This is a genomic window from Streptomyces chumphonensis (assembly GCF_014779715.1).
GTDB classification, from domain to species: Bacteria; Actinomycetota; Actinomycetes; order Streptomycetales; family Streptomycetaceae; genus Streptomyces; species Streptomyces chumphonensis.
In genome coordinates, this window is record NZ_JACXYU010000001.1 from 129,439 (window position 1) to 155,580 (window position 26,142).

The following is a 26,142-nucleotide window of genomic DNA, read 5'->3' on the forward strand; positions in this document are numbered from 1 at the left end:
CTCAGCGGTGGGTGGAGGGCGGCTGGTTCCGGGCGGGCCGCGCCGGGAGGGGGACGGGCAGGTGCGGCGGGCGCTGCAGGCCGCGCCACATCTCCTCCTGGCCGCGGACGGCGAGGAGGCGGGTCAGCCGCACGAACAGCGGGCGGAGCAGCGGGTGGTCCACCCGGGGCGCGCCGCCGACCTTGAAGACGCGGTCGCGCACCCAGGCGACGCGCTCCTTGCGGACGCGCTCGTACGAGCGCAGGGCGGCGACCGGGTCGGCCGGGGACGCCGCCAGCTCACCGGCGAGGACGGCCGCGTCCTCGATGGCCTGGCAGGCGCCCTGGCCGAGCACCGTGGGCATGGCGTGGGCGGCGTCCCCGAGCAGGGTGACCCGTCCCGCGCCCCAGGTCTCCCGCCAGGGGCGGTGGTAGAGGTCGGTGCGGATGATCCGTTCCTCGGGGGTGTCGGCGACGATGGCGCGGGGCGGTCCGGTGAAGCCCTCGACGAGGCCGAGGGCCCGTTCGCGCAGCGTGCCGGGCTCGTCCCGCCCCCCGGCCGGGGCGAAGTGGCCCACGGTCCACGCCACACGGCCCCGCCCGACGTGCCAGGCGCCTCCGTTGACACCGCCCGGCCCCTGGAAGAAGTGGACCGTCTCCGGGGGCACTCCGCCGCTGCCGTCGCTGACGCCCCGGTAGGTCGTCACCCCGCTGTAGACGGGTTCGGCGTCGCCGGGCACCTGCGCGGCGGTGCGGGAGCGGATGCCGTCGGCGCCGAGCAGGACGTCCCCCTCGGCTTCCGCGCCCCCGTCGAGCAGCAGGCGGACGCGGTCGCCCTCGTCGCGGTGGCCGGTGACCGTCCGGCCGAACACGACGTCGGCCCCGGCGGCCTCGCAGGCCTCCAGCAGCACGCGCACCAGCTCGCCGCGCGCGAGGGTGACGCCGGGACTGCTGCCCGGTGCGGTGTAGCGCTGCACCGGGATGCGGACCATCGGCACGTTCCGCTCGGAGACGACCTGTCCGCGCTCGATCCGGGTGGTGCTCGCCGCCAGGCGCTCACCGAGGCCGAGGCGGGCGAGGAGGGTGGTGGCGTTGCTCCAGAGGTTCAGCCCGGTGCCGCCGGTCTCGATGGCGCGACCGCTCCTGCGCTCGTACAGCCGGACCGGGAACCCGTACCCGCGCAGGGCCAGGGCGGCGGTCAGGCCGCCGACGCCGGCGCCAGCGATCAGGACGGTGGGGCGTGCGGTCATGCGGTGCCTTTCGAGGAGGGCGGGGGGAGGAAGCCGGTGGCGGCCAGGGAGCGCAGGTAGCGCTCCAGCAGCGCGGCGTCCACCGTCGCGGGGCGCAGCCCGCCGGAGGCCCGGCGGGTGTGGGCGGTGTCGAAGACGGGCTCGCGCAGGCCGCCGCGGTCGTCCTCGACCCGCTTGCCGAACAGCGAGAGCGTGGGGCCCAGTCCGCTGTCGGACCGGGACTCCGCGTGACGTCGGCAGAGCTCGTACCAGTCGGGGTAGGGCAGCCGGCGGGCCGGGTACCCGGCTCGCTCCAGCGCCTCGGAGACGGTGTCGAAGCGGAGCCGCTCCGCGCCCGCGAACTGGTAGGTCCCGCCCAGGTTCTCCCGCGCCCGGGCGACGCGGGCGATGACGGCGGCGATGTGGTCCACGGGGACGATGTCGGTGCTGAAGGCGAGTTCGGGCACCGCGCCCACGACCGCACAGGCGCGCAGGACGTGGCAGAACACGTCGTCGGTGCGCCAGATCCCACTGACGGTGTCCCCGGCGATGCGGCCGGGGCGGTAGACGGAGACCGGCACGCCGCGTTCCCGGGCCAGCGCGACGATCTTCTCGGCCACCCACTTGCTCTGGTTGTAGCCGTTCTCGGCGGACGGGGGCTCGGCGGGCAGCTCGTCCTCGTACGCCATGAGGTCGCCCTCGCCACGCAGGGAGAACACCGAGAGGGTCGAGACGTGGTGGACGGGCTTGACAGGTCCGGTGCAGGCCAGCCGCAGGATCTCCCGGACGCCGCCGACGTTGGCCTCGCGCAGGTCGGCGTAGGGGCGGCCGAAGTTGACGCTGGCGCCGCAGTGGTGGATCTCGTCGACGTCGGCGGCCAGCCGGGCGAAGGCCTCCTCCCCCAGGCCCAGCGCGGGGCGGGAGAAGTCGCCCGGCAGGGCCCGGGTCCGGGCGCGGGTGCGCTCGTCCCACAGCCCCAGGCCGCGCAGGTGCTCCTCCAGGCGGGCGGCGGCCCGCTCCGGCCCCTCGGCGCGGACCAGGCACACCACCCGGGCCGAGGTGGTCTCCAGCAGCGCCTTCAGGAGGAAGGCGCCCAGGAAGCCGGTGGCGCCGGTGAGGAGGATCGTTCGGGGGTGCTCCCGCCAGGTCCACGCCCCGCGCACGCGCACGGCCGGATCGAGCGAGACGTCGGCGGCCGGGTCCGGTGCGTGGTGGCCTTCAGGGCCGCCGGTGACCGCCTCGGCCACGGCCCGGGGGGTGGGCTGCTCGAAGAGCAGGCGCAGGGGCACCCGCGCCTGCGGCCACGCGTCCCTGACCAGGGCGTGCAGCCGCGAGAGCGACAGGGAGTTGCCGCCGAGGGCGAAGAAGTCGTCGAGCGCGCCGACGCGTTCGGCTCCGAGCACGCGCGCGAAGAGTCCGCACAGCCGCTCCTCGGTGGGGGTGGCCGGCGCGGTGCGGGTTCCGTCGGCGTGGGCGCCGCCGGTGACGGGCGCGGGCAGCGCCGCGCGGTCCACCTTGCCGGTGGGGGTCGAGGGGAGCGCGGTGAGGAGCATCAGGTGGGCGGGGACCAGGTAGGCCGGCAGGTGTTCTCGGGCCAGGGCCCGCAGTTCGCCGATGAGCCGGGTCCCCGCCGCACCGTCGGACGCGGTGGACGGGCGGGGCACCACGTAGGCGACCAGCGTCCGGTCGCCCACGCCGTCCTCGCGGGCGGCGACCACGACGTCCGCGACGGACCGGTGGCCGCGCAGCACCGCCTCGACCTCTCCCGGCTCGATCCGGAAGCCGCGGATCTTGGTCTGCTCGTCCTGGCGGCCGAGGTACTCCAGCTCGCCGGTCGGCAGGTACCGCACCAGGTCCCCGGTGCGGTACACCCGCGGGGCGGGGTCGCCCGGGTGCTCGGGGTCGGGGAGGAACCGCTCGGCGGTGAGGTCCGCCCGGCCGAGGTATCCGCGCGCCACCCCGGGCCCGGCGATCCGCAGTTCGCCCGGCGCCCCGACGGGCACCGGGCGCCCGTCGGCGTCGGTGACGGAGAGCCGGGCGTTGGGCACGGGACGCCCGATCGGCGGGTGCCCCGCTCCGGTCAGGGCCCCGGAGAGGGTGGCGTAGACGGTGGCCTCGGTCGGTCCGTAGGCGTTGACCAGCCGCACGTACGGGGCCCACCGGGCCGCCACGGCGGCGGAGCAGTCCTCTCCGCCGGAGACGACGGTCCGCAGGGTGGGCGTCTCGGCGGGGTCGAGGAGGGCCAGCAGCGACGGCGGCAGCAGCGCGACCGTCACCGCGTGGTCGCGGACGGTCTCGGCGACGTCCACGCCCGCCGCGGCGTCGTCGGCCGGGGGCAGCACCAGGGCGCCGCCGCCGAGCAGGGCCATCGTCCACTCCCACACCGAGGCGTCGAAGCCGGTGGAGGCGAAGGCCAGCACGCGGTCGTCCGGGCCGACCGGGATCAGGTCGCGGCTGAGGTGGAGGTCCGCGACCCCCCGGTGGGTCACCACGGTGCCCTTGGGACGCCCGGTGGAGCCGGAGGTGTAGATGACGTACGCCGGGTCGTCCGGGCCGCTGAGCGGCTTGAGGTCCGTCGCGTCCGCGTCCCCGGGGCCGGGGTCCTCCCGGTGGTCGCGGTCGAGGAGCACGACGTGGCGGTGGCGCGCGCCGAGGAGGCCGCCGAGGCGTTCGCGCACGTCCTGCTGGGTGAGCACGACGGACGCCGCGCTGTCGGCCAGCAGGTACCGGACCCGCTCCGGTGGGTGGCCGGGATCGACCGGCACGTACGCGCCGCCCGCCTTGAGGATGCCGAGGATGCCGGTGTAGGTGTCGGCCGAGCGGTGTGCGCACAGGGCGACCAGGGTGCCGGGGCCGACCCCGAGCGTCCGCAGCCGGCGGGCGAGCCGGTTGGCGCGGGCGTTGAGCCGGGCGTAGGCGAGCTCGCCCCCGGGGCCGAACAGGGCGGTGGCGTCCGGCCGTTCGCGGACCTGTTCCTCGAACAGCAGGTGCGCCGGCGCCCCGGGCAGGGCACGGTCCGGGCCACGGCCCCAGCGTTCCAGGTCGGCGCGGTCGGCCGCCCGGGTGGCGGGCAGCTCGGACAGCCTCCGCCCGGGGGCCTCGGCCACGGCGTCGAGGATCTCGGTCAGGTGGTCGAGCAGGCGGTCGGCGGTGGCCTCGTCGAACAGGTCGGTGTTGTACTCCAGGGCGGCCTGCCAGGCGCCGCCGCGCGGCAGGACCTCCAGCACCAGGTCGAACTTGGAGGTTCCGGTGGAGGTCTCCAGCGGGCGGACGTCCGCGCCGCCCATGCGGACCTCGGGGATGTCGATGTTGCCGAAGGAGAGCACGGCCTGCACCAGCGGCGCCCGGGACAGGTCCCGGGCGGCCCCCACCTCGTCGACCAGGCGTTCGAAGGGCACGTCCGCGTGGGCGTAGGCGTCCAGGCAGGTGCTCCGGACGCGGGCCATCAGCTCGGTGAAGGAGGGGTCGCCCGTCAGGTCGGTGCGCAGCACCAGCGTGTTGACGAAGAACCCGATCAGGTGCTCCGCCTCGGAGCGGTCCCGGCCGGCCACCGGCGACCCCACGGCGAGGTCCCGCTGTCCGCTGTGGCGCGACAGCAGCACGCCGTAGGCCGCGAGGAGGACCATGAACACGGTGGCGTCCCCCCGCCGGCCCACCTCCTCCAGGGCGCGGACCAGTTCCACGGGCAGGGCCCTGACGCGCCGTGCGCCGCGGAAGGTCTGCACGGCCGGGCGGGGCCGGTCGGTGGGCAGGTCGAGGACGGGAAGGTCGCGCAGGCGGTCCCGCCAGTGGGCGAGCCGACGGTCGGCCTCCGGGCCCGCCAGCAGGTCGCGCTGCCAGGCCGCGTGGTCGCCGTACTGCACCGGCAGGTGCGGCAGGTCCGCCTCCCCGCCGCGCAGCAGGGCGTCGTAGGCGGCCACCAGTTCGCGGACGAAGACGGCGACGGACCAGCGGTCGCACACGGCGTGGTGGAAGACCACCGTGAGCACGTGCCGCTCCGGCGCCGTGCGCAGCAGCGTCACCCGCACCAGGGGCGGACGGCCCAGGTCGAAGGGCGTGGACGCCGCCTCGTTCAGAAGGCGTTCGCGGGCGGCGGCGCGCTCCCCCTCCGGCAGGGCGGTCAGGTCGAGCGCCGCGACGGGCACACGCGCGGCGGGGGCGACCGCCTGGAAGAGCTCGCCGTCCACCTCGGCGAAGGCGGTGCGCAGCGTCTCGTGCCGCTCCACCAGCAGGTTCACCGCGCGGCGCAGGACGTCCGCGTCGAGGGGGCCGTCGAGCTCCACCCGGCCGGGCATCAGGTAGGCGCGGGCGCTGTCCGGTTCGAGCCGGTGCAGGAACCACAGCCGCTTCTGGCCGGGCGAGGCGGGCAGCAGGAGGCGGCCCCGGTGGGGGCCGTCCGCCTCCGGCCGCCTCGGGAGCGGCGCCGGCCCGTCCCGGGGTTCGGGCGGAGAGGCGGTCGGGCCGTCGAGCTTGGCGGCGAGGGCGGCGACGGTGCGGTGGTCGAACAGCAGCCGGACGGGCACTTTGACGCCGCGCTTCTCGCCCAGCCGGACCGCAGCACGGGCGCCGAGCAGCGAGTGGCCCCCGAGGGTGAAGAAGTCGTCGTGCGCCCCGACGCTCTCCAGGCCCAGGACGTCGGCCCACACGGCCGCCACCTGTCGCTCCGTCGCCGTGCGGGGCTCGGTGAACTCCGGCGCGCGGTCGCGGGAGGCGGCGCCGGGCGCGGGCAGGGCGCGGCGGTCCACCTTGCCGTTGGGGGTGCGGGGAAAGGCGGGGAGGACGACGACAGCCGCCGGGACCATGTACTCCGGAAGACGTGCCCGGGCCGTCCGCCGCAACTCCCCCGCCAGGGCGTCGACGTCGTCCGGGACGCCTTCGGGCACGGCGTAGCCGACGAGCCGGCGGTCCCCCGGGGTGTCCTCCCGGAGGACGACCACGGCGTCGCGCACGTCGCCGTGCTCGCGCAGCACGGCCGCGACCTCGCCCGGCTCGACACGGAAGCCGCGCACCTTCACCTGGGAGTCCGCGCGGCCGACGAACTCCAGGGTGCCGTCGGCGCGGTAGCGGACGAGGTCGCCGGTGCGGTACACGCGGCCGGCGCCCTCCCCGCCCCGCGGGTCCGGCACGAAGTGGGCCCGCGTCAGCTCCGGCTTGCCGTGGTAGCCCCGGGTCACGCCCGGGCCGCCGATGTACAGCTCGCCGGGCACGCCCAGCGGTACCGGGCGGCCCGCCGCGTCCAGGACCAGGAAGCGGGTGTTGGGCAGCGGCCGCCCCAGCGGCACCGGGTCCTCGCCCTCGGTGTAGCGGTGGCAGGACGCCCACACCGTGGTCTCGGTCGGCCCGTACACCTGCCAGACCTCGACGCCGGCGCGGGCCATCCGCCGGGCCAGTTCCGAGGACAGCGGCTCGGCCCCGCACAGGCCGCGGAAGGGCCCGGAGGCCCGCCAACCGGTGTCCAGCAGCAGCTGCCAGGCGGCCGGCGTGGCCTGCCAGTACGTGGCTCCGGTGGCCGCCATGCGGGCGGCCAGCCGGTCCCCGTCGACCGCGTCGGCCCGGGGCACCAGCGCGACGGCCGCGCCCGTGGTCAGCGGCAGGAAGAAGTCGAGCACCGACATGTCGAACGCGTGGGTGATGGTGGCGGCCACGACGTCGTGCTCGCTCAGGCCGGGTGCGCGGCGCATGGAGTCCAGGAGGTTCGGCAACCGCCCGTGGGGCACCAGCACGCCTTTGGGACGCCCGGTGGAGCCGGAGGTGTAGATGACGTACGCCAGGTCCTGCGGGCCGTTCACCGTCTCGGGGTACTCCGCGCTCTCGGCCTCGACGGCGGCCCGGCAGCGCTCCTCGTCCAGCAGCACGAGGTGCACGTCGTGCTCGGGGAGCCGGTCGGTCAGGCTCGTGTGGCCCACCAGGAACCGCGCCCCGGAGTCGGCCAGCAGGTACCGGACGCGCTCGGCCGGGTAGTCGGGATCGACCGGCACGTAGGCGCCCCCCGACCTGAGCACGCCGAGGAGGGCGACCAGCAGGTCGGGCGTACGCTCGGTGAAGACCGCCACGCGCTCCTCCGGACGGACCCCCAGGCGCCGCAGGTGGTGGGCGAGGCGGTTGGCCCGCGCGTCCAGTTCGGCGTACGTCAGCCGGGAGCCGTCCAGGAACACGGCGGTGCGTCCACCGTCCCGCGCCGTTTGCTCCCGCACCATGTCGTGCAGGAGGACATCGCGCACCGGGGCGGTCCCGCCGGTGCCCCACCGCTCCAGCAGTCGCGCCTCGTCCTCGGGCAGGGCGGGCAGCTCGGACAGCCGGCGGTGCGGCGCGGCGGCGGCCGCTTCCAGCAGCGTGCACAGCTGGGTGAGCATCCGGTCCGCGGTGGCGGGATCGAACAGGTCGGTGCTGTACTCCAGTTCGGCGCGGAGTCCGCCGTCCTCCCCGGACGCGTCCGGGTCCGCCCCGGTCTCCGTCCCCGTCTCCGGCAGGAACGTCAGGAAGAGGTCGAGCTTCGCCGTACCGGGGTCGATCCGGACGGGCTCGGTCTCCAGGCCCGGCATCCGCAGGTCGTCGCGCGGTGTGTTGCCCAGCATGAGCATCACCTGCGCCAGCGCGCCCCGGGACAGGTCCCGGGGTGGCCGGAGCTCCTCCACCAGCCGCTCGAAGGGCACGTCCGCGTGGGCGTAGGCCTCCAGGCTGGTCTCCCGGGCCCGGTCGACCAGCTCGGCGAAGGACGGGTCGCCGGAGACGTCGGTGCGCAGCACGAGCGTGTTGATGAACAGCCCGATCAGGTGCTCCAGCTCGGGCCGGTCGCGGCCGGCCACCGGCGAGCCGACGGGTACGTCCCGCTGGCCGGAGTAGCGCGACATGAGGACCGAGAACCCCGCGAGCAGGACCATGAACAGGCTGGCGCCCCGCTCCCGCCCGAGCCGCCTGAGCCCGCGCACCAGCGGGGCGGGCAGCCGTGCGGTGCGGACCGCGCCCCGGAAGGACTGGACGGCCGGACGGGGCCGGTCGCAGGCGAGCTCCAGCACCGGCAGGTCCGCGAGCCGCCGTCGCCAGTAGGCGATCTGGCCGAGGAGTTCACCGCTCTCCAGCAGCTCGCGCTGCCACGCCGCGTAGTCGCCGTACTGGACCGGCAGGTCGGGCAGCTCCGGCTCGGCCCCCCGGGCGTGGGCCCGGTAGCAGGCGGCGAGTTCACGCACCAGGACCGCGCCGGACCACATGTCCCCGATGCCGTGGTGGAAGGTCACCACGAGCACGTGGTCCTCGGGTGCGAGCCGGTAGAGGGTCACCCGGGCCAGCGGCGCGGTGTCCAGGGGGAAGGGCCGGGCGACCTCCCGTTCCACCAGGGTCCGCAGCCCGGCCTCCGGGTCGGCCGAGGCGGACAGGTCCGTCACGGTGACGGGGAGCCGGCCGTCGGGACGCACGAGCTGTACCGGTTCGCCGTCCAGCTCGGCCAGGGACGTGCGCAGGGTCTCGTGCCGCCGTACCAGGGTGTCCACGGAGCGCTGCAGCAGCGCGGTGTCCAGGGGGCCGCGCAGCCGGGTGGCGCCGTGGCCGAGGTAGGCGGCGGCGCTGTCGGGGGCGAGCTGGGCGAGGAACCACAGCCGCCGCTGCCCGAAGGAGGTGGGCAGGACGTAGCAGTGCTCGTCGGTGCCGCTCTGCGGTGCTCCGGGGACGGTGGCCGGTCCGGCCGGGCTGCCGTGGTGCGCGTCGACGGTCACGGGCGCTCCTCACCGGCAGCCGGGCGGCGGACCGGGGTGCGGGGCCGGGCGAGGAGGGCGGGGCCCTCGGCGGCCGGGGCGGTCGGGCCGCGCAGGGCCTCGGCGAGTGCGGAGAGCACCGGCCGGTCGAACAGGGTGCGCACCCGGACCTCCCGGCCCAGCGCGACCCGCAGCCTGCCGACGACCCGGGTGGCCAGGAGGGAGTGCCCGCCGAGCGCGAAGAAGTCGTCGTGCGCGCCGACCCGGTCCACGCCGAGGACCTCGGCCCACACCCGGGCGATCTCGGTCTCGAGTGCGTCCCGGGGGGCGGTGTAGTCACCGGCGGCGCCCGGGCGGCGTCCGTCCGGCGCGGGCAGAGCGCGCCGGTCCACCTTCCCGTTGGCCGTCAGCGGAAGCTCGTCCAGGAGCACGAACGCCGAGGGGACCATGTACTCCGGCAGCCGGTCCCGGGCCCGAGCCCGCAGCCCGGCCGCGAGCGCCCCGTCCCCCGTCCCGGTCTCGGTGTCGGCGCCCGACTCCGCCCCGGACGGGACCACGTAGGCGACCAGCCGCACGTCGCCCGGAGCCTCCTGGCGGGCGGCCACCAGCACCTCCCGCACGCCCGGGTGCCCGCGCAGCGCGGCGGCCACCTCTCCGGGCTCCACCCGGAAGCCGCGGATCTTCACCTGGTCGTCGGCCCGGCCGAGCACTTCCAGCTCCCCGTTCTCCAGCAGCCGGGCCAGGTCGCCGGAGCGGTACATGCGCGAGCCGTCGCCGGTGAAGGGGTCCTCCAGGAAGCGCTCGGCCGTCAGCTCGGGCAGGCCGCGGTAGCCCCGGGCGACGCCCGGGCCGGAGACGTACATCTCGCCGCACACCCCGGGCGGTACGGGCCGGCCGTACCGGTCGAGCAGGTGGATGCGCAGGTCCGGCAGGGGACGCCCGATGGGGCTGCGGACGCCGGAGGCGGTGTCGGCGGCGGTGACGCGGTGGAAGGTGGCGTGGACCGTGGTCTCCGTGATGCCGTACATGTTGACCAGGCGGGGCGCGTCGTCGCCGAAGCGCTCGAACCACGGGGCGAGGGAGGGAACGTCGAGGTACTCGCCGGCGAGGATCACGTAGCGCAGGGGCGGGCGCTCACCGCCGTGGTCCAGCGCGTGCCGGGTGTAGGGGCCGAACGCCGAGGGGGTCTGGCTGAGCACCGTGACCCCCTCGCCCGCGAGCAGCCCGTGCAGGGCCTCGGGCGAGCGCGCGGTGTCGCGGTCCACGACCACCAGGCGCGCTCCGGTGGCGAAGGCGCCCCAGGTCTCGAAGACGGACACGTCGAAGGCGTAGGAGTGGAACATGCTCCACACGTCCCGCGGGCCGACGTCGAAGAGGGTCTCGGCGCCGCGCACCAGGCGGACGACGTTGGTGTGGGTCACCTCCACCCCCTTGGGGCGGCCGGTGGAGCCGGAGGTGAACAGGACGTAGGCCAGGTCCCCGGGAGCGGCCCCGGAGTCGGGGGCCGACGGCTCCAGCGCGGCGATCTCCGCAGCGTCCCGGTCGAGGTCCACCACGGGCCCGGCGACCGGCGGCACGCGGTCGGCCGCCGCCGCGTGGGTGACGAGGACGCGCACGTCGGCGTCGTCGAGGACGTCGGCCATGCGGGCGGCGGGCTGCGCCAGGTCCAGCGGGACGTAGGCGGCGCCGGACTTCAGGACGCCGAGGACGGCCGTCAGTTGGTCGGTGGAGCGCTCCAGGCACAGGCCGACGCGCTCACCGGGCCCGGCTCCGAGTTCCCGCAGTCGGCGGGCGAGCCGGTTGGCGCGCTCGTCCAGTTCCCGGTACGTGAGCCGGTCGTCGCCGCAGACGAGGGCGGTGGCTCCGGGGGTGCGAGCGGCCTGTTCGGCGAAGATCTCGTGCAGGCAGGGCGCGTCGGGGACGGGCTGCGGGGCGTGACCGCCGCCCACGATGCGGGCCCGCTCGCGGGGGGTGTAGGGCTCGACGTCGCCCAGTCGGCCGCCGGGGGCCGCCGCCATCTGGGCCAGGAGCTCGTGGAAGTGGCCCGCCAGTCGTTCGGCGGCCGGTTCGGCGAACCGCCGCCGGTCGTGGACGAGCCGGGGCGGCAGGTCCTCCTGGGGGAACACGACCATGGTGAGGGGGTAGTGGGGACGTCCGTCGTAGGCGAAGTCGACGATCTCCAGCCCGTGCAGCGCCATCTCGGGCGCCGGGGTGTTCTCGAAGGCGAGGTCGGTCTCGAACAGGGGGACCCCGCCGCCGGGCAGCCCGGCCCAGCGGGGGAACAGGTGCAGCGGGACGTCCGCGTGTTCGCGCGCCTCGGTCATCTCGTCCTGGAGCTGCCGCAGCCAGGGCAGCAGGGGGCGTTCCGGGTCGATGCGGGCCCGCACCGGGGTGGTGGTGATCATCGGGCCGACGATGGTTTCGGCGCCGGGCAGGTCGACGGGGCGGTGGGTGGAGGTGGCGCCGCTGATGACGTCGTCACGTCCGGTGTAGCGGGAGAGCAGCAGCATCCACGCGCCCTGGACCAGGGTGTTGAGCGTGAGACGGGTCTCCCGCGCCAGCGAGTCCAGGTCGCGCACCAGGGAGCCGAGCGAGCGGTCGGGGACGAAGCCGTGGCCGGGGCCGTCGTCGCCGGGCGGCCGGGGGCCGATCTCCAGGGCCTCGGGCGGCTCGTACCCCGACAGCGCCCGCCGCCAGTACTCCTCGGCCTTGCCCAGGTCCCGCCCGTTCCACCAGGCGACGTAGTCGCGGTAGGGGCGGGCGGGGGCCGGAGAGGGCCGCGTCCCGGCGGCGCGGGCGGCGTAGTTCTCGGCGAACTCCGCCAGGACCAGGCCGAAGGACCAGCCGTCCATGACGAGGTGGGGGAAGCTCCAGAAGAGCCGGTGGAGGTCGTCCCCGCAGCGGACGAGGGCCACCCGCATCAGCGGGGGTCTGCGCAGATCGAAGCCCCGGCGCCGGTGCTCGGCCGTGAACTGACGGTATCGGCGCTCCTGTTCGTCCTCCGGCAGACCGCGCCAGTCGATCTCCTCGACGTGCAGCGGGGCGTGGCGGTGGACCGCCTGGAGGGACTTGCCGACCTCCTCCCAGTGGAACCCGGTGCGCAGGACGGGGTGCCGGTCGACGACGTCCTGCCAGGCCCGCCGGAAGGCCCCGTGGTCCGGGGTGCCGCGCAGGGTGAAGGTGAGCTGCTCGACGTACACGCCGGACTCGGGCGCGAAGAGGCTGTGGAAGAGCATGCCCTCCTGGACGGGCGCCAGCTCGTAGACGTCCTGGAGCGTGTCGGGCTTCATCGGGTCTCCTCGGCGTGTGCCTGCGGGCTGTTCGGGTCGTGGGCGTCACCGCCGTCGGTGCCGAGCGCGTCGACGAACGCGGTGAGCTCGTCCGCGTCGAGGCCCGCCAGCGGGAAGTCGCTGGGGCTGAGTGATCCGGTGCCCGGCGTCCGGCAGTGGTCGGCGATGCGCCACAGCGCGTCGGCGAGGGCGTCCGCCAGCGGTGACAGGACGTCGGGCGGCGCCTCGCCGGAGCGGCAGGACACGGACAGGGACAGCCGTCCGCCCGTGAGCCGGGTGCTGACGACGAGCGGGTGGCCGCCCTCGGTGACGGGCGGGTGGAGCGCGGTGAGCACCCCGGCGGACTCCGGTGCGGCGCCCAGGTGGCGCAGGAGGACGCCCGGCGGGTCCGCGTCCGGTGCCGGCGGCGCGGCCCGGCAGGTCTCCTTGGCCGCGACCAGCGCCGCGTCCGGGTCCGTCGCCGCGACCAGGACCAGGGACCGCACGGTGGCCAGGCTGCCGATCGCGTGGGCGTCGCCCTCGTGCGCCGAGGGCGCGACGCGGGGGTCCCGCTCGACGCCGACCCGGACCGCGTCCGGGCCGTCCAGGGTGCCGAGGGCGAGACAGAGGGCGGCGGCCAGGGTCTCGACCACCGTGAGGCGGTAGGCGGTGGCGGTCCCCTTGAGGAGGTCGGCGGTCTCCTGATGGGTCAGTTCGGCGCCGAGCCGGTGGAGCACGTCGCCCTCGTCGGGGACGAGGGGCGCCCCGCCGGACGGGCCCCGACCGGTCTCCGTCCGGCTCGCCCCGCCGTCGTCGGGCAGGTGCCCCGAGGCGGCCGACCGGACCAGCCGCCGCAGGGCCTCGGTGTCCTCGGCGTCGCACACCGGCTCCGCGCCCCCGGCCGCCCGGTCGGCGGCGCGGGCGAGTTCCTCCAGCAGGGCCGAGGACGACGGGCCGTCCACGGCGGCCTCGTGCACCAGCCACAGCAGGCGGCGGCCGGCCGTGCCGAGGTCGAACAGCGCCGCCTTGGTGACGGGACCGCGCACCGGGCACAGCTCCTCGCGCATCTCCGCGGCCATCTGCTCCAGCGCCGGCTCCCGCGCGGACTCGGGGAGGGAGCCCAGGTCGATCAGGGGCACGGAGGTCTCCGTGCCGGTCCCGTCCGCGTCGGCGGGGGCGGAGCGGCGGAACCAGCCGCCCTCGTCCTCGACCAGCCGGGTGCGCAGGGCGGAGCGCGCGGCGACCAGGGCGGCCAGCGCCCGGTCCAGGACGGCCGGTTCGAGCTCGGGTCCGACCGCCAGCTCCGCGCGGTGGACGCCGCGCGGCACCGTCCCGTCGGCCAGCAGCTGGGCCTGGCGCGGTGTGAGCTCGGCGGTGGCGCCGGAGCCGGGCAGTTCGGTGCCCCGGGCCTCCAGCACGGCGGCGAGCTCGGCGAGGGTCTCCTGCTGGAACAGGTCGGCGGCGCTGAACTCCAGCCCCTCGGCGGCGGCGCGGGAGACGACCTGGATGCCCATGATCGAGTTGCCGCCGACCGAGAAAAAGTTGTCCCCCGGGCCGACGCCCGGGGTGCCCACGACCTCCGCGACGATCTCGGCGAGCCGGGCGGCCAGCGGACCGGCCCCGGCGTCGCTCCCGGCCGTCGGGGCGGTCGGGTCGGGGAGGGCGGAGCGGTCCACCTTGCCGTTGGAGCTGAGCGGCATCCGGTCCAGGACGACGAAGGCCGCCGGGACCATGTAGGCGGGCAGCACCCCCTCGACGAGGGACCGGACCGCTTCCGTCAGTTCCCGGTCGCTCTCCGGGCCGCGTTCCCCGCCGGGCGTGCCGGGGACGAGGTAGGCCACGAGCCGGCGGTTGTGCCGGTCGCCGGGCGCCGTCACGGCCGCCTCCCGCACGCCGTCGTGCCGCAGCAGGGCCGCCTCGATCTCGCCCAGCTCGATCCGGAAGCCGCCCACCTTGACCTGGAAGTCCTCCCGGCCGAGGAACTCGATCGTGCCGTCCGGCCGCCGGCGGCCGAGGTCGCCGGTGCGGTAGAGGCGTTCACCGGTGACGGGGTGGGTGACGAAGGAGGCGGCGGTGCGCTCCTCGTCGCGCCAGTAGCCCTCCGCGACGCCGACGCCGCCGATGTACAGCTCGCCGACGGACCACACCGGGCACGGCCGCAGCCGCCCGTCCAGCACGTGGAAGGTCTGGTTGCGCAGGGGCGTGCCGTACGGGACGGAGTCCCACTCCGGGTCGGCGGCCACGTCCGGGTCGACGGGGTGGAAGATCGACCACACGGCGGCCTCGGTGGCGCCGCCGAGGCTGACGACGCGCAGGTCGGGCGCGAGTTCACGCAGCCGGACGGGCAGGTCGAGGGGGATCCAGTCGCCGGAGAGCAGGGCGAGCCGCAGCGGCGGCCGGCCCCGCTCCGCGGCGCCGCGCTCGGGGCCCGAGAGGTGTTCGACGTACATCTGCATCAGTGCGGGCACGGAGTTCCACAGGGTGACGCCGTGCCGCCGCACCAGGGCGTCCCAGTGCTCGGGGTCGCGGCTGGTTCCGGGGCGCGGCAGGACGAGCCGGCCGCCGGCTCCCAGGACCCCGAAGACGTCGTAGACCGAGAGGTCGAAGCTGAGCGAGGACAGCCCGAGCACCGCGTCGTCCTCGCCCACACCGAAGCGCTCGTTGATGTCGACGAGCGTGTTCAGCGCGGCCCGGTGGGAGAGGACGACGCCCTTGGGCTCGCCGGTGGAGCCGGAGGTGAAGATCGTGTACGCCGGGTCGGCCGGGGTCTGGACGGGCTCGGGCGGGGTGCCGTCGGCACCGGGTGCGTCGCCGGGGTCGGCGTCGAGGTCGACCTCGACCGTGCGGACGCCGTCGGGCCACTCCCGCTCGGGGCCGCCGACGCGCGTCAGCACCAACCGCACCCGGCCGCGTTCGCACAGGTGGTCCTGGCGCTCGGCGGGCAGGTCCGGGTCGACGGGCAGGTAGGCGCCGCCCGCGAGTTGCACGGCGAGGGCCGCGACGACCTGCTCGCAGCCCTTGTCCGCGGCGACGGCCACCAGGCGGCCGGGGCCGGTGCCCAGGGTGCGCAGCCGGTGGGCCAGGACGCAGGCGTGGCGGCGCAGTTCCCCGTAGGTCACCTCCCGGTCGTGGGCCACCACGGCGACCCGGTCGGGACGCTGTGCGGCCCGCTCCATCAGCGGTCCGTACAGCAGCCCCTCGGGCACGGGGCCCTCGGTGGCGTTGACGGCCTCGATCAGCTCCGCCTGCGGTGCCGGCAGGGGGCAGGGGACGGCGGCGCGCCAGGCGTCGTCGGAGGCGGCCAGTTCCTCGACCAGGGTGCGGAAGGTGTCGAAGACCGCCTCCATCACGCCGTCGGGGAACAGCTGCCGCACCCAGTGCCAGCTGAGCTGCACGCCCTCGGCGGTCTCCATCACCGCGAAGTCCAGCCACACCTGCGGGGTCTGGGCGATCTCGTGCAGGACGGAGCCGAGCCAGCCGAAGATCGAGGCGTCCTCGGCCGCGTTCTCCTGCACCAGCGTGCTCGTGAACACGACGGGCATGACCGAGCCGCTGGTGCCGCCGCGCACGCGGGCCATCTCGCGCAGGATCTCCACGCCGTTGAGGTACCGGTGCTCCAGGTCCTCCCAGCTCTGCCGCTGGAGCGCGGCGGCCAGGTCGGCGAGACCGGGGCCGTCCGCGAGGTCGACCGGCAGCAGGTCGAAGGAGGCGAACTCGCCGACCAGGTCGCGGACGTCCTCGTGCACCTGCAGGCGGTTGATGACGGTGACGTTGAGGGTGAAGCGGGGCTCGCGCGCCCAGGTCCCCAGGGCGGCCGCGTACGCGGCGAGCAGCGCGGCCGAGGGCGTCACCCCGGCCGCCGCCGCGCGCTCCTTGAAGCGGCCCCAGGCGTCGGTGGGCACGACCGCGTCGCGGGCGGTGAACTCGGGCTCGGTGAGCGAGGCGGGGTTGAGGGCCAGGGGCAGGTCCGGTCCCGGTGGCAGGTCGGCCACCCGGTCGCGCCAGTAGGCCAGGGACCGCTTGTACAGGGCGGTGGAGCGGACCTCCTCGGAGGCCAGGACGTAGTCCCGGTAGGACAGGCGCAGCGGGCGGATCTCCTCCTCGCGGCCCTGGTAGTACCGTCGCCAGTCCCGCACCAGGAGCCGGATGCTGCCGATGTCGGCGATGAGCAGGTCGAAGCTGAGGTGCAGCCGGGTGCGGCCGTCGGCGAGCAGGGTGACGCGGATGTCGAACAGCGGCCAGCGGTCGGCCGGACGGATCTCGTGGGAGAGGTCCGCGCGCAGTTCCTCCAGGGTGGCGTCGCCCTCCTCGGCGTCCGCGTCCCGCAGATCCAGCACCGCGAAGCGGTAGGGGCCGGTGTCGGGCAGGATCCGCTGACGCCCGTCGTCGTCGATGACGGCGCGGAGCATGTCGTGCCGGTCGACGACCCGCTGCCAGGCGGCCTCCAGCCGGTGGACGTCGACCTCCCCGTCGAGATCCACCTCCCAGTAGACGTGCGCGGCGACCCCGCCGCCCTGGAAGCTGCCCATGCGGCCGATCCACTGGGCCTGCTGCATCTCCGAGAGCGGGAACGGTTCGTGCAGGTGCTCGGGGTCGGGGACGGCGGCGGGCAGGCGTTCGCCGTCCTCCCCCGCGTCGGGGGCGGCGGGGGCGGAGCCGCCCAGCAGGGCGGTCAGGCCGGCGATGGTCGGGTCGGCCAGCAGGTCCCGGAGGGCGACGGCGGCACCGAGGTCGGCCTTGATCCGCTCGGCCACCCGGGCGGCGAGCAGCGAGTGGCCGCCCAGCTCCATGAAGTTGTCGTGGACGCCGACGGGCGCGACGCCCAGCAGCTCCTGCCAGATGCCCGCGAGCCGCCGCTCGCGGTCGTCACGGGGCTCGGTGTAGGGGGTCGTCAGGGGCGGACGCGGGTCGAGGTCGCCGGAGAGGACGAGCGGCGCCGGGGTGTCCGGTTCGGGCGCCGTGACCTCGGGCAGGCCGGCGGTCCGCTCGCCGCCCGCGGCCGGCTCGATCCAGTACCGGCGCCGCTCGAACGGGTGGGTGGGCAGGGCGATGCGGTGGCCCGTCCCGCCCTGGACGCGTTCCCAGTCCAGTTCGGCGCCCGCCAGCCAGAGCCGTCCCAGCGCCTCGGTGAACCGCAGGGCCTCGTCGCGCTCCCCGTCCTCGGCGGCGGGCGGCAGGCAGGAGACCGCGGTGGCGCCCCGGCCGCGGGCGGCGGGCCGGGCCAGGGCGGACAGCACCGTTCCGGGTCCGGCCTCGACCAGGACCGTCGGGCCCTGCTCGGTCACCAGGCGGATCCCGTCGCCGAAGCGCACCGGCTCGCGCACGTGGCGGGCCCAGTGCTCCGGGTCCGTGGCCTCGGCCGCCGTCGCCCAGGTCCCGGTGCGGTTGGCGGCGTAGGGCACCTGCGGCTCGTGGAGGTCGAGCGCGGAAACGGCGGCGGTGAACTCCTCCAGCATCGGCTCGACCATGGCGGAGTGGAAGGCGTGCGAGGTGTGCAGCGGCCGCCCGCCGACGCCCTGGTCGGCCAGCTGCTCGGCGTAGGCGTCGAGCGCCGTGGAGGGGCCGGAGACCACGCACAGCTCGGGGCCGTTGACGGCGGCGAGGGACAGTCCGGCGGGCAGCGTCGCGCGCACCCGTTCCTCGGGCAGGGCCACCGAGAGCATCCCGCCGGGGGGCAGGGCCCCCATCAGGCGCCCGCGCACGGCGACCAGGCGCAGCGCGTCGGGCAGGGACATCACCCCCGCGCGGCAGGCGGCGACGATCTCGCCGACGCTGTGCCCGATGAGCGCGTCCGGCCGCACCCCGAGACCGTCGAGCAGTTCGGCGAGGGCGTAGGAGACCGTGAAGAGGGCGGGCTGCGCCAGCTCCGTGGCGCGCAGCCGCGCCGAGGCGGCGCGCGGGTCGGTGCCGGGACCGGGCAGGATCAGCTCCCGCAGGTCCAGGCCGAGTTCCCCGGCCAGGGTCTCGGCGCAGAGGTCGACCTGCTCGCGGAAGACCGGCTCGGCGCGGTAGAGCCCGGCGCCCATGCCGGGGTGCTGGCTGCCCTGGCCCGGGAACATCAGGACGACGCGCGGCACCTCGGACGCCTGTCCGGTGGCCACCCGCTCCGCGTCGCGTTCGCGCAGGGCGCGGGCGGCGTCGGCGGCGTCGCGGGTCACCACCAGCCGGCGGTGGGGGTGGGCGGCCCGCCCGCGTTGCAGCGTGGTCGCGGCGTCGGCCGGGGCGCGGCCGGCCTCGCCGTCCAACGCCGTGGCCAGCTCGTCGGTGGCGCTCTCCAGGGCGGCCGGGGTGCGGGCGGACAGCGGCAGCAGGTACAGGTCGCGGGTGAGAGGGCGGGCGGGCGGCACGGGGGGCGCCTCCTCCAGGACGGCGTGGGCGTTCGTCCCGCCCATGCCGAAGGAGCTGACGCCGATGCGGCGCGGGACGGCGTCGGTCTTCCACTCCGTCGGCCCGGTGACGACGTGGAAGGGGCCGGAGTCGAGGTCGAGGCGCGGGTTGGGGCGCTCGAAGTGGAGCGACGGTGCGAGTTCCCGGTACCTGAGCTGGAGCACCGCCTTGATCAGTCCGGTGATGCCGGCCGCCTCCGCGAGGTGGCCGACGTTGGACTTCACCGACCCGATGGCGCAGGAGGAGGCGCCCCCGGCCGACGGCCCCATGGCCCGGGCCAGGGCGGTGATCTCGATCGGGTCGCCGAGGGGGGTGCCGGTGCCGTGGGCCTCGATCGCGGTGACGGTGTCGGGTTCGACGTCCGCGACGCCCAGCGCCGTGGCGATGACCCGGGCCTGGCCGTCGACGCCGGGGGCGGTGTACCCGATCTTGGCCGCGCCGTCGTTGTTGACCGCCGTTCCCCTGATCACCGCGTCCACGCGGTCGCCGTCGGCGAGCGCGTCGGCGAGCCGCTTGAGCACGACCACCCCGACCCCGCTGCCGAACATGGTCCCGGTGCCGTCCGCGTCGAAGGGTCGGGTGTGCCCGTCAGCGGAGAAGATCATTCCGTCGCGGTGCAGGTATCCGCGCCCCTGGGGGACCCGCACGGAGGCGCCGCCGACCAGCGCGACGTCGCAGTCGTAGGACAGCAGCCCCTGGGTGGCCAGGTGCAGCGCCACCATGGAGGAGGAGCAGGCCGTCTGCACCGCCACGGCCGGGCCGCTGAGGTTCAGGCGGTAGCTGACCCGGCTGGCGAGGTAGTCCTTGTCGTTGGTGACGAGCAGTTCGAGGGTCTCGGCGACGTCGGTGAAGCCGGCGCGGCCCGCCAGGAGGTTGGAGACGAGGTAGGTCGACAGGCTGCTGCCCGCGTAGACGCCGATCGCGCCGGGGACGGCGGAGGGGACGCAGCCCGCGTCCTCCAGCGCGGTGTGCGCCGTCTCCAGCAGCAGCCGCTGCTGCGGGTCGAGCAGGGCCGCCTCGCGGGCGTTGTAGCCGAAGAACGCCGCGTCGAACAGGTCGACGTCCGCCAGCAGGGAACCCGCCTTGACGTAGGCGGGGTCGGCGAGGAGGTCGGCGGGCACTCCCCTGGCGAGCAGTTCCTCGTCCTCGAAGAAGGTCACCGACTCCACGCCGTGGCGCAGGTTGTCCCAGAAGGCGCGCACGTTCGACGCGCCGGGGAACCGGCCGGCCATGCCGACGACGGCGATCTCGCCGCCGTCGAGCACGCCGGCGGCGCCGTCGCTCGGACCGTTGTAGCGGGGCGTTGTCATGCGTGAGGGCCTTCCTGGTGCGGCGTCGGCGCGGTGGGCGGCATCGGACGGCGTCCGGGTGCCCGGCGGTTCGCGGCACGGCGCATGCGGGCGCGGTCGCGTCCCTGCCGGGCCGCCCCGGTGGTGTCGCCGCCGCCGTCGAGGAACTCCGCGAGGCGGCGCACCGTGGTGTGCTCGAAGAGGCTCAGCAGCGGGAAGGTGCGGCCGAGCGCCGCGCACAGCTCCCGGTGCACCTGGACGACCCGCACGGACGTCGCTCCCAGGTCGAAGAAGTTGTCGGTGACCCCGATCGCGTCGATCTCCAGCGTGCGCTGGGCGACCTCCTGGACGGTGCGTTCCAGATCGCCCTCGGCCGCCACGTAGGAGCCGGGGCGCGGTGCGGCGGAGGTCGCCTCGGAGGCCAGCCTTCCCCGGTCCACCTTGCCGTTGGCCGTCAGCGGCAGCGCCGCCCGTTCGGTGATCGCGGCCGGGACCATGTACGACGGCAGCAGGGACGCCAGGTGGGAGCGGAGCCGCTCGGCCAGCGGCCCGCCGTCCGCGGGGTCCGGGGCCGTCCCCGCCTCGCCCGGCCCCGTTCGGTCGTGCGCCGGGCGCAGCCCGCCGACCAGCGCGTGCAGCACTTCGTGGCGTCCGTCCTCCAGGCGCAGCGCGGCGCGGAGCGCGGGCGTGGAGCGGACCAGACCCAACTGGCACAGGCCCAGGGGGCCCTCGGTCGCGGCCGTGTCCAGCAGCTGGGCCATCAGGCCGGCCTCCAGGAGGCAGAAGTCCCGGCTCCGGCGACCGTAGAGCGGGTCGATGGCCGCGTGGTCGGCGACGAGCAGGACAGAGAAGGCCGACCCGGCGAACGTCGCCCGGTTGGCCTCGACGTGGAGGTCGGGCGCCAGCCGGGCCCCGGGGTCGATCGCGACCAGCTCGCGCGTGGCGGGGTCGGCGTAGTACGTCCCGCCCGCCAGGCCGTCCACCCGGCCCTCGGCCACGTAGAGGTAGGTCTGGACGGGGTAGAGGGAACCGGCCGAGGCGTAGGCGTACTTGGGGAAGGGTCCGTCCTCCCGGCTGCTCAGTGGCGCCAGCAGCCGGGCCAGTTCGGCCGACGGCACCGGGCGCTCGTCGTACCGGCGGTGGCTGACACGGGCGTGCGGGTCGCGGGACGCCTCCTCGTCCGCCGTCGGCAGGCGGTGGCGCCGGCCGTCGAGATCGGTGCGGCGCCCGGCCCGGCGGGCCTTGAACGCCAGCCGCTCGACGGGGTCGGTGACCACCTCGCCCAGTTCCTCGGCGTCGTAGGCGTCCCGGCCGTCCTCGGCGCGGTCGGCGGCGCGGTCGGGAGGGGAGGCCGCCGGGACGACGCAGGCGGCCAACGCGCGGGCGTGCCGGTCGGTTCCGGTGGCGACGACGGCGGCCTCGGCGACCTCCGGGTGGCGGGTCAGCGCCGCCTCGATCTCGCCCAGTTCGACGCGGAAGCCGCCGATCTTCACCTGGAGGTCGTCGCGGCCGAGGATCTCCAGGTTGCCGTCCGGCAGCCAGCGGCCCAGGTCGCCCGAGCGGTAGAGGCGCTGACCGGAGCCGGGGTGGGTGACGAAGGAGGCCGCGGTGCGCTCCTCGTCCCGCCAGTAGCCCTCGGCCAGGCCCGCTCCCCCGATGTACATCTCGCCGGGGACCCCGACGGGGCACGGCAGCATCCGGTCGTCCAGGACGTGGAGGGTGTGGTTGCGCATGGGACGGCCGTAGGGGATGGAGTCCCATCGCGGATCGACGTCGCCGAGCGGGTTGGCCACGCACCAGATCGCCGTCTCGGTGGGTCCGCCCGAGGCGGTGACGGCGGCGCCGGGGGCCAGCGCCCTGATCCGGTCGGGGAGGTCCACGGGGATCCAGTCGCCGGACAGCCACACCGCGCGCAGGGTCTTCAGCGCGGGATGCGGAGCGCTCGTGGGCGTGCCGGACAGGTGCTCCACCAGCATCCGCAGCAGGGCGGGCACGGAGTTCCACAGGGTGACGCCGTGCTCGGCCGCCAGCTCCAGCCAGCGGCCGGGGTCGCGGACGGCGGACGGCTCGGGGAGCACCAGGGTGCCGCCCGCGCCGAGCACGCCGAACACGTCCCACACCGACAGGTCGAAGCTGAGCGACGAGAGCCCGAGGGCCACGTCCCCCGCCCCCACGCCCAGGCGCTCCCGGACGTCGAGGAGGGTGTTGAGGGTGGCCCGGTGGGTCTGCACGACGCCCTTGGGCTCGCCCGTCGAGCCGGAGGTGAACAGCACGTAGGCGGGGTCGGTGGGACGCTGGACCGGGTCCAGGGGGCCGCCGTCCTCCTCGGGGGGCTCGTCGAGGTCCACGGGGACGGCGACGACGCCGGCGGGCAGGTCCGGGGCCGCCCCGGACGGCACGAGGGCGAGGCGGACCAGCCCCCGTTCGAGGATCGTGTGCCGGCGCCGCTCGGGAAGGTCGGGATCGACCGGCAGGTAGGCGGCGCCCGCGAGGTGGACCGCGACGGCGGCGACCACCTGTTCGGCGCTCTTGGGCAGGTGGACGGCGACCAGGTCGCCGGGGCGGGCGCCCTGGTCGCGCAGGGCGCGCCCCAGTCGGCGGGCGTGATCGTGGAGGGCGGCGAAGGTCAGCCGGCGGTCCGGGGCGATCAGCGCGGTGCGGTCGGGATGCTCGCGGGCCTGCTCGACGATGCCCGTGAAGAGATGCTGTTCGGGCACGGGGGCGGCGGTGTCGTTGGCCTCCGCCACCAGGGCCCGGTGGGACGCGGGGAGGGGGTCGAACCCGCCCGGCGACCAGGCGTCCGCACCGTCCGCCAGCTCCTCCAGGAGGGTGCGGTAGGCCCCGAACATCTCCTCGACCATGCCCTCGGGGAAGCGGTCGGCCACCGCGTCCCAGTTGTAGGACAGCACGCCGTCGTCCTCGAAGACCTGGTGGTCCAGGAGGACCTGGGGGGTCTGGGTGACTCCGGCCACGGTCTCGCCCATCCAGCGCGTGCCCCACTCGCCCTGGGAGAAGTCCTGGTCGCGGCCGTGCTCGCGGGTGCTGGCGAACACGACGGAGGCGAAGGCCGAGGCGGGCAGGCCGCGCGTGCGGGAGATCTCGCGCATCACCTCCACGCCGCTGAAGTAGCGGTGTTCCAGGTCCTCCCACAGCCGGCGCTGGATCCGCGTGGCCAGACCCGCGACACCGTCGCCCGGCCGCAGGTCGACCTCCAGGAGCGTCACCGAGGTGAAGTCGCCGAGGATGTCGTCGATCCGCTCGTGCAGCGGCCAGCGGCTGAACAGCGGCACGTCGAGGGTGAAGTGGCCGGTGGCGCTCCAGGTGCCCAGCACGGTGGCGTAGGCCGCCAGCAGCAGGGCGGAGGGCGTCAGGCCACGCTCCTGGGCGCGCTCACGCAGGATGCTCCAGCGCTCGGCGTCCAGCCGCGCCCGGTGGCGTCGGCGCACCGGGACGCGGGCGGCGCCCCCTTCGGGCACCGGCAGCAGGGGGAGTTCGGGGCCGGGTGGCAGGGTGGGCACCCGCTGGAGCCAGTAGGCGCGCGACGCGGCGTGGACGGGGGTCTGCTCGATCCGTCGGGCGGCGAGCACGAAGTCGCGGAAGGAGACCTCGGGGGGCGGCGGCTGGGCGGCGGGGTCGGCGTACAGGTCCCCCCACTCCAGGAAGAACAGCCGCACGCTCGCCACGTCGAACGCCAGGAGGTCCAGACTGATGTGGATCCGGTGGCGGTCGCCGCCCAGCGCGGTGGCGCGGATGTCGAACATGGGCCAGGAGTCCAGCGGCAGGACCTGGTGGGCGAGTTCCTCGCGCACCGCCGCCAGGTGTCGCCGGACCGCATCCTCGTCCGCCCCGCTCAGGTCGTGGCACGGGATGTGGACGGCGGGCACCTCCTCGACGGGCAGGATGCGCTGGTGCCCGTCGGCGCTGACGACCGCCCGCAGCATCTCCTGACGCCGCACCAGCCGGTCGAGCGCCTCGCCCAGCCGCCGGACGTCGATGCCCTCGGCGGCCACCTCCAGGTAGAGGTGGATGGAGGAGCCGCCCAGGTCGTACGCGGTGCTGCGGCCGACGAGGTAGGCCTGCTGGATCTCGGTGAGGGGGAACGGCTCGTGGCGGCGGGCCGGGTCGGCCACCAGCTCGGGCCACGGCGTGCCGCCGCCCCGGTCGCCGGTGTCCTCGGCGATCCGTGCGGCGAGGTCGGCGACGGTGCCGCGCAGGAGGCCCGCCGTGGGCAGGGACACCGCGAAGTCGCGTTCCAGCCCGTAGCGGAGCGCGATGACGCGGAGCGACTCCAGACCCAGCGCGACCAGGGGCGTGTCGTCCCCGATGGCGTCGGCGGGCAGCCCGGTGGCCGCCGCGAGGCGGCGGCGCACCTCGGCCGCGGCGACCGGGCGGCGCAGCTCGGCCGGGAGGGAGCCGACCAGGACGCGCAACGCTCCGCCGGCGCCGGGTGCCGCGTCACCGTCGGCGCGACGCTCCGCCGAGGGTCCGGTGGTGTGCAGCACGGTCAGCTCGCCGTCGGAGTACGCCTGCCGGCAGCCGGTGCGGCGCATCTTGCCGCTGTCGGTGTAGGCGATCTCCTCCGGCTCGACCAGCACGACCTCGGCCTCGACCTCGTGGTCGGAGGCGACGGCGCGCCGGATGCGGTCGGCGAGGGCGGCCGGCTCCGCGAGGGCGCCGGACTCCGGTTCGGCGGCGCGGGGCACGGCCTGGACGACGACCAGGCGCTCGCCCTCCTCGTCGTCCACGGAGAAGGCGGCGACGGGCAGGGCCGCCAGCTCCGGGGCCGCCGCGCGGGCGGACGCCTCGATGTCCTGCGGGTGGAGGTTGCGGCCCCGGATGATGACGAGTTCGCGCGAACGGCCGCACAGGAAGACGCGGCCGTCGTGGGCGAAGGCGAGGTCGCCGCTGCGCAGCCAGGGGCTCGTGGAGCCCTCCAGCCGTCCGGTGAAGGTCTGCTCGGTCTCCTCCGTGCGACGCCAGTAGCCGCGGCAGACGGCGGGTCCGGCGACCCACACCTCGCCGACCCGGCCGGACTGCGCCTCGGTGCCCGTCCCGGGGTCGACCACGAGCACCCGCGCGGAGGGCCCGGGACGCCCGCACGCGGTCAGCGTCCGCACGCGCCCCCCGTCGTCGCCCTCCGCCACCCGCACGCGGCCTCGTTCGAGTTCCGCGGCGTCGACCGTCAGCGTCCTGGGCCCGTGTTCACCGAGGACGATCTGCATGGCCTCGGTGAGTCCGTAGGCGCAGAAGAGCGCCTCGCGCCGGAATCCCGCGGGGGCGAAGGCGTCGGCGAACCGGTCGAGGGTGCGCGGCTGGATCCGTTCGCCGCCGACCAGCGCGGTCTGCCAGGAGGAGAGGTCGTAGGAGCGGACGCGGTCCTCCCCCACCGCCTCGACGCACCGCTCGTAGGCGAAGTTCGGTCCGCCGCCGAGCACCGGGCCGGGGGTGTCGCCGATGGCGCGCAGCCACCGGCCCGGATCGTCGACGAAGTCGTCGGGCGTCATGTAGACGGCTTCGCCCCCGACGTACTGGGCCAGCAGCAGATGCCCGAGGCCCAGCGCGTGGTACACCGGCATCCAGCTGACGGCCGACCCGCCGTCGGGGAACCCGGTCAGGGTCCGGAAGTTCTCGAGCTGGGCGGTGAGCGCGGCCTGGTCGACGACCACGGCCTTGGGACGCCCGGTGGAACCGGAGGTGTACTGGAGCAGCACGGGACCGTCGGTCGGTTCGGCGCGCGGTCGCCAGTCGGTGCCGTCCTCCTCCGCGAGGGCGTCCACCTCGATCCAGCGGACGCCGTCGCCCGCCCGTCCCCACGCCTGACGCAGGGTGTGCGCGAGGTCCGCGGTGGTGAGGACGGCGCCGACCCCGGCGTCCTCGGCGATGCCCGCGATCCGGGCGGAGGCGTCCCGCGCGGCGCGCGGTGGCGGGCAGGGCACCGCCGTCACCCCGGCGTACAGGCAGCCGTGGAACGCGGCGAAGAAGTCGTGGCCGGGCGGCAGGACGAGCAGCGCCGGGGCCGGCCCGGATCCCGCCGGACGGTCCAGGCGCGCGGCGACGGCCCGCGCCCTGGCGTCCAGCCGGCCCCGGGAGATCGCCGACCCCCGGTCCCCGGGCCGGTGGCCCGGGGGCAGGAAGCGGTAGGCGGTGGCCTCGGGGTCGCGCCGCGCGTGGTCCAGAACGGCCCCGAGGAAGGTGGGGGCGTCGGTTCGGGGCGGCCCGGTGGTGGGGGCGGTCATCCTGGCTTGCTCCTGTTCCTGCTGCGTCGACGCGACGGCACGGCCGGGGGCTGGTTCCGGCTGCGG

At 75.9% G+C, this 26,142-nt stretch carries 5 protein-coding genes; all 5 read right to left on the minus strand.

Annotation, left to right across the window (positions count from 1 at the left end; translation table 11 throughout):
- Position 1: 1 nt before the first annotated feature.
- Genes IF129_RS00465 through IF129_RS00485 form a run of 5 tightly spaced genes read right to left on the minus strand, consistent with a single transcriptional unit; the run spans position 2 to position 26,076 of the window.
- Complete coding sequence (locus IF129_RS00465; RefSeq protein ID WP_191207362.1) at positions 2-1,228, minus strand: FAD-dependent oxidoreductase; 1,227 nt, start codon at positions 1,226-1,228, stop codon at positions 2-4.
- Positions 1,225-8,916, minus strand: a complete 7,692-nt coding sequence (locus IF129_RS00470; protein ID WP_191207363.1) for a non-ribosomal peptide synthetase — start codon at positions 8,914-8,916, stop codon at positions 1,225-1,227. Before IF129_RS00470 ends, IF129_RS00465 begins: the two co-directional genes overlap by 4 nt.
- Positions 8,913-12,185, minus strand: coding sequence for a non-ribosomal peptide synthetase (locus IF129_RS00475; protein WP_191207364.1), 3,273 nt, complete (start codon positions 12,183-12,185; stop codon positions 8,913-8,915). Before IF129_RS00475 ends, IF129_RS00470 begins: the two co-directional genes overlap by 4 nt.
- On the minus strand, positions 12,182-19,861 hold the full coding sequence (locus IF129_RS00480) for a non-ribosomal peptide synthetase/type I polyketide synthase (RefSeq protein WP_191207365.1): 7,680 nt from the start codon (positions 19,859-19,861) through the stop codon (positions 12,182-12,184). The genes IF129_RS00475 and IF129_RS00480 overlap by 4 nt, the downstream gene beginning before the upstream one ends.
- Entirely contained in the window at positions 19,858-26,076 is a 6,219-nt protein-coding gene (locus tag IF129_RS00485) for a non-ribosomal peptide synthetase (RefSeq protein WP_191207366.1), read from the minus strand. Before IF129_RS00485 ends, IF129_RS00480 begins: the two co-directional genes overlap by 4 nt.
- Positions 26,077-26,142: the final 66 nt, after the last annotated feature.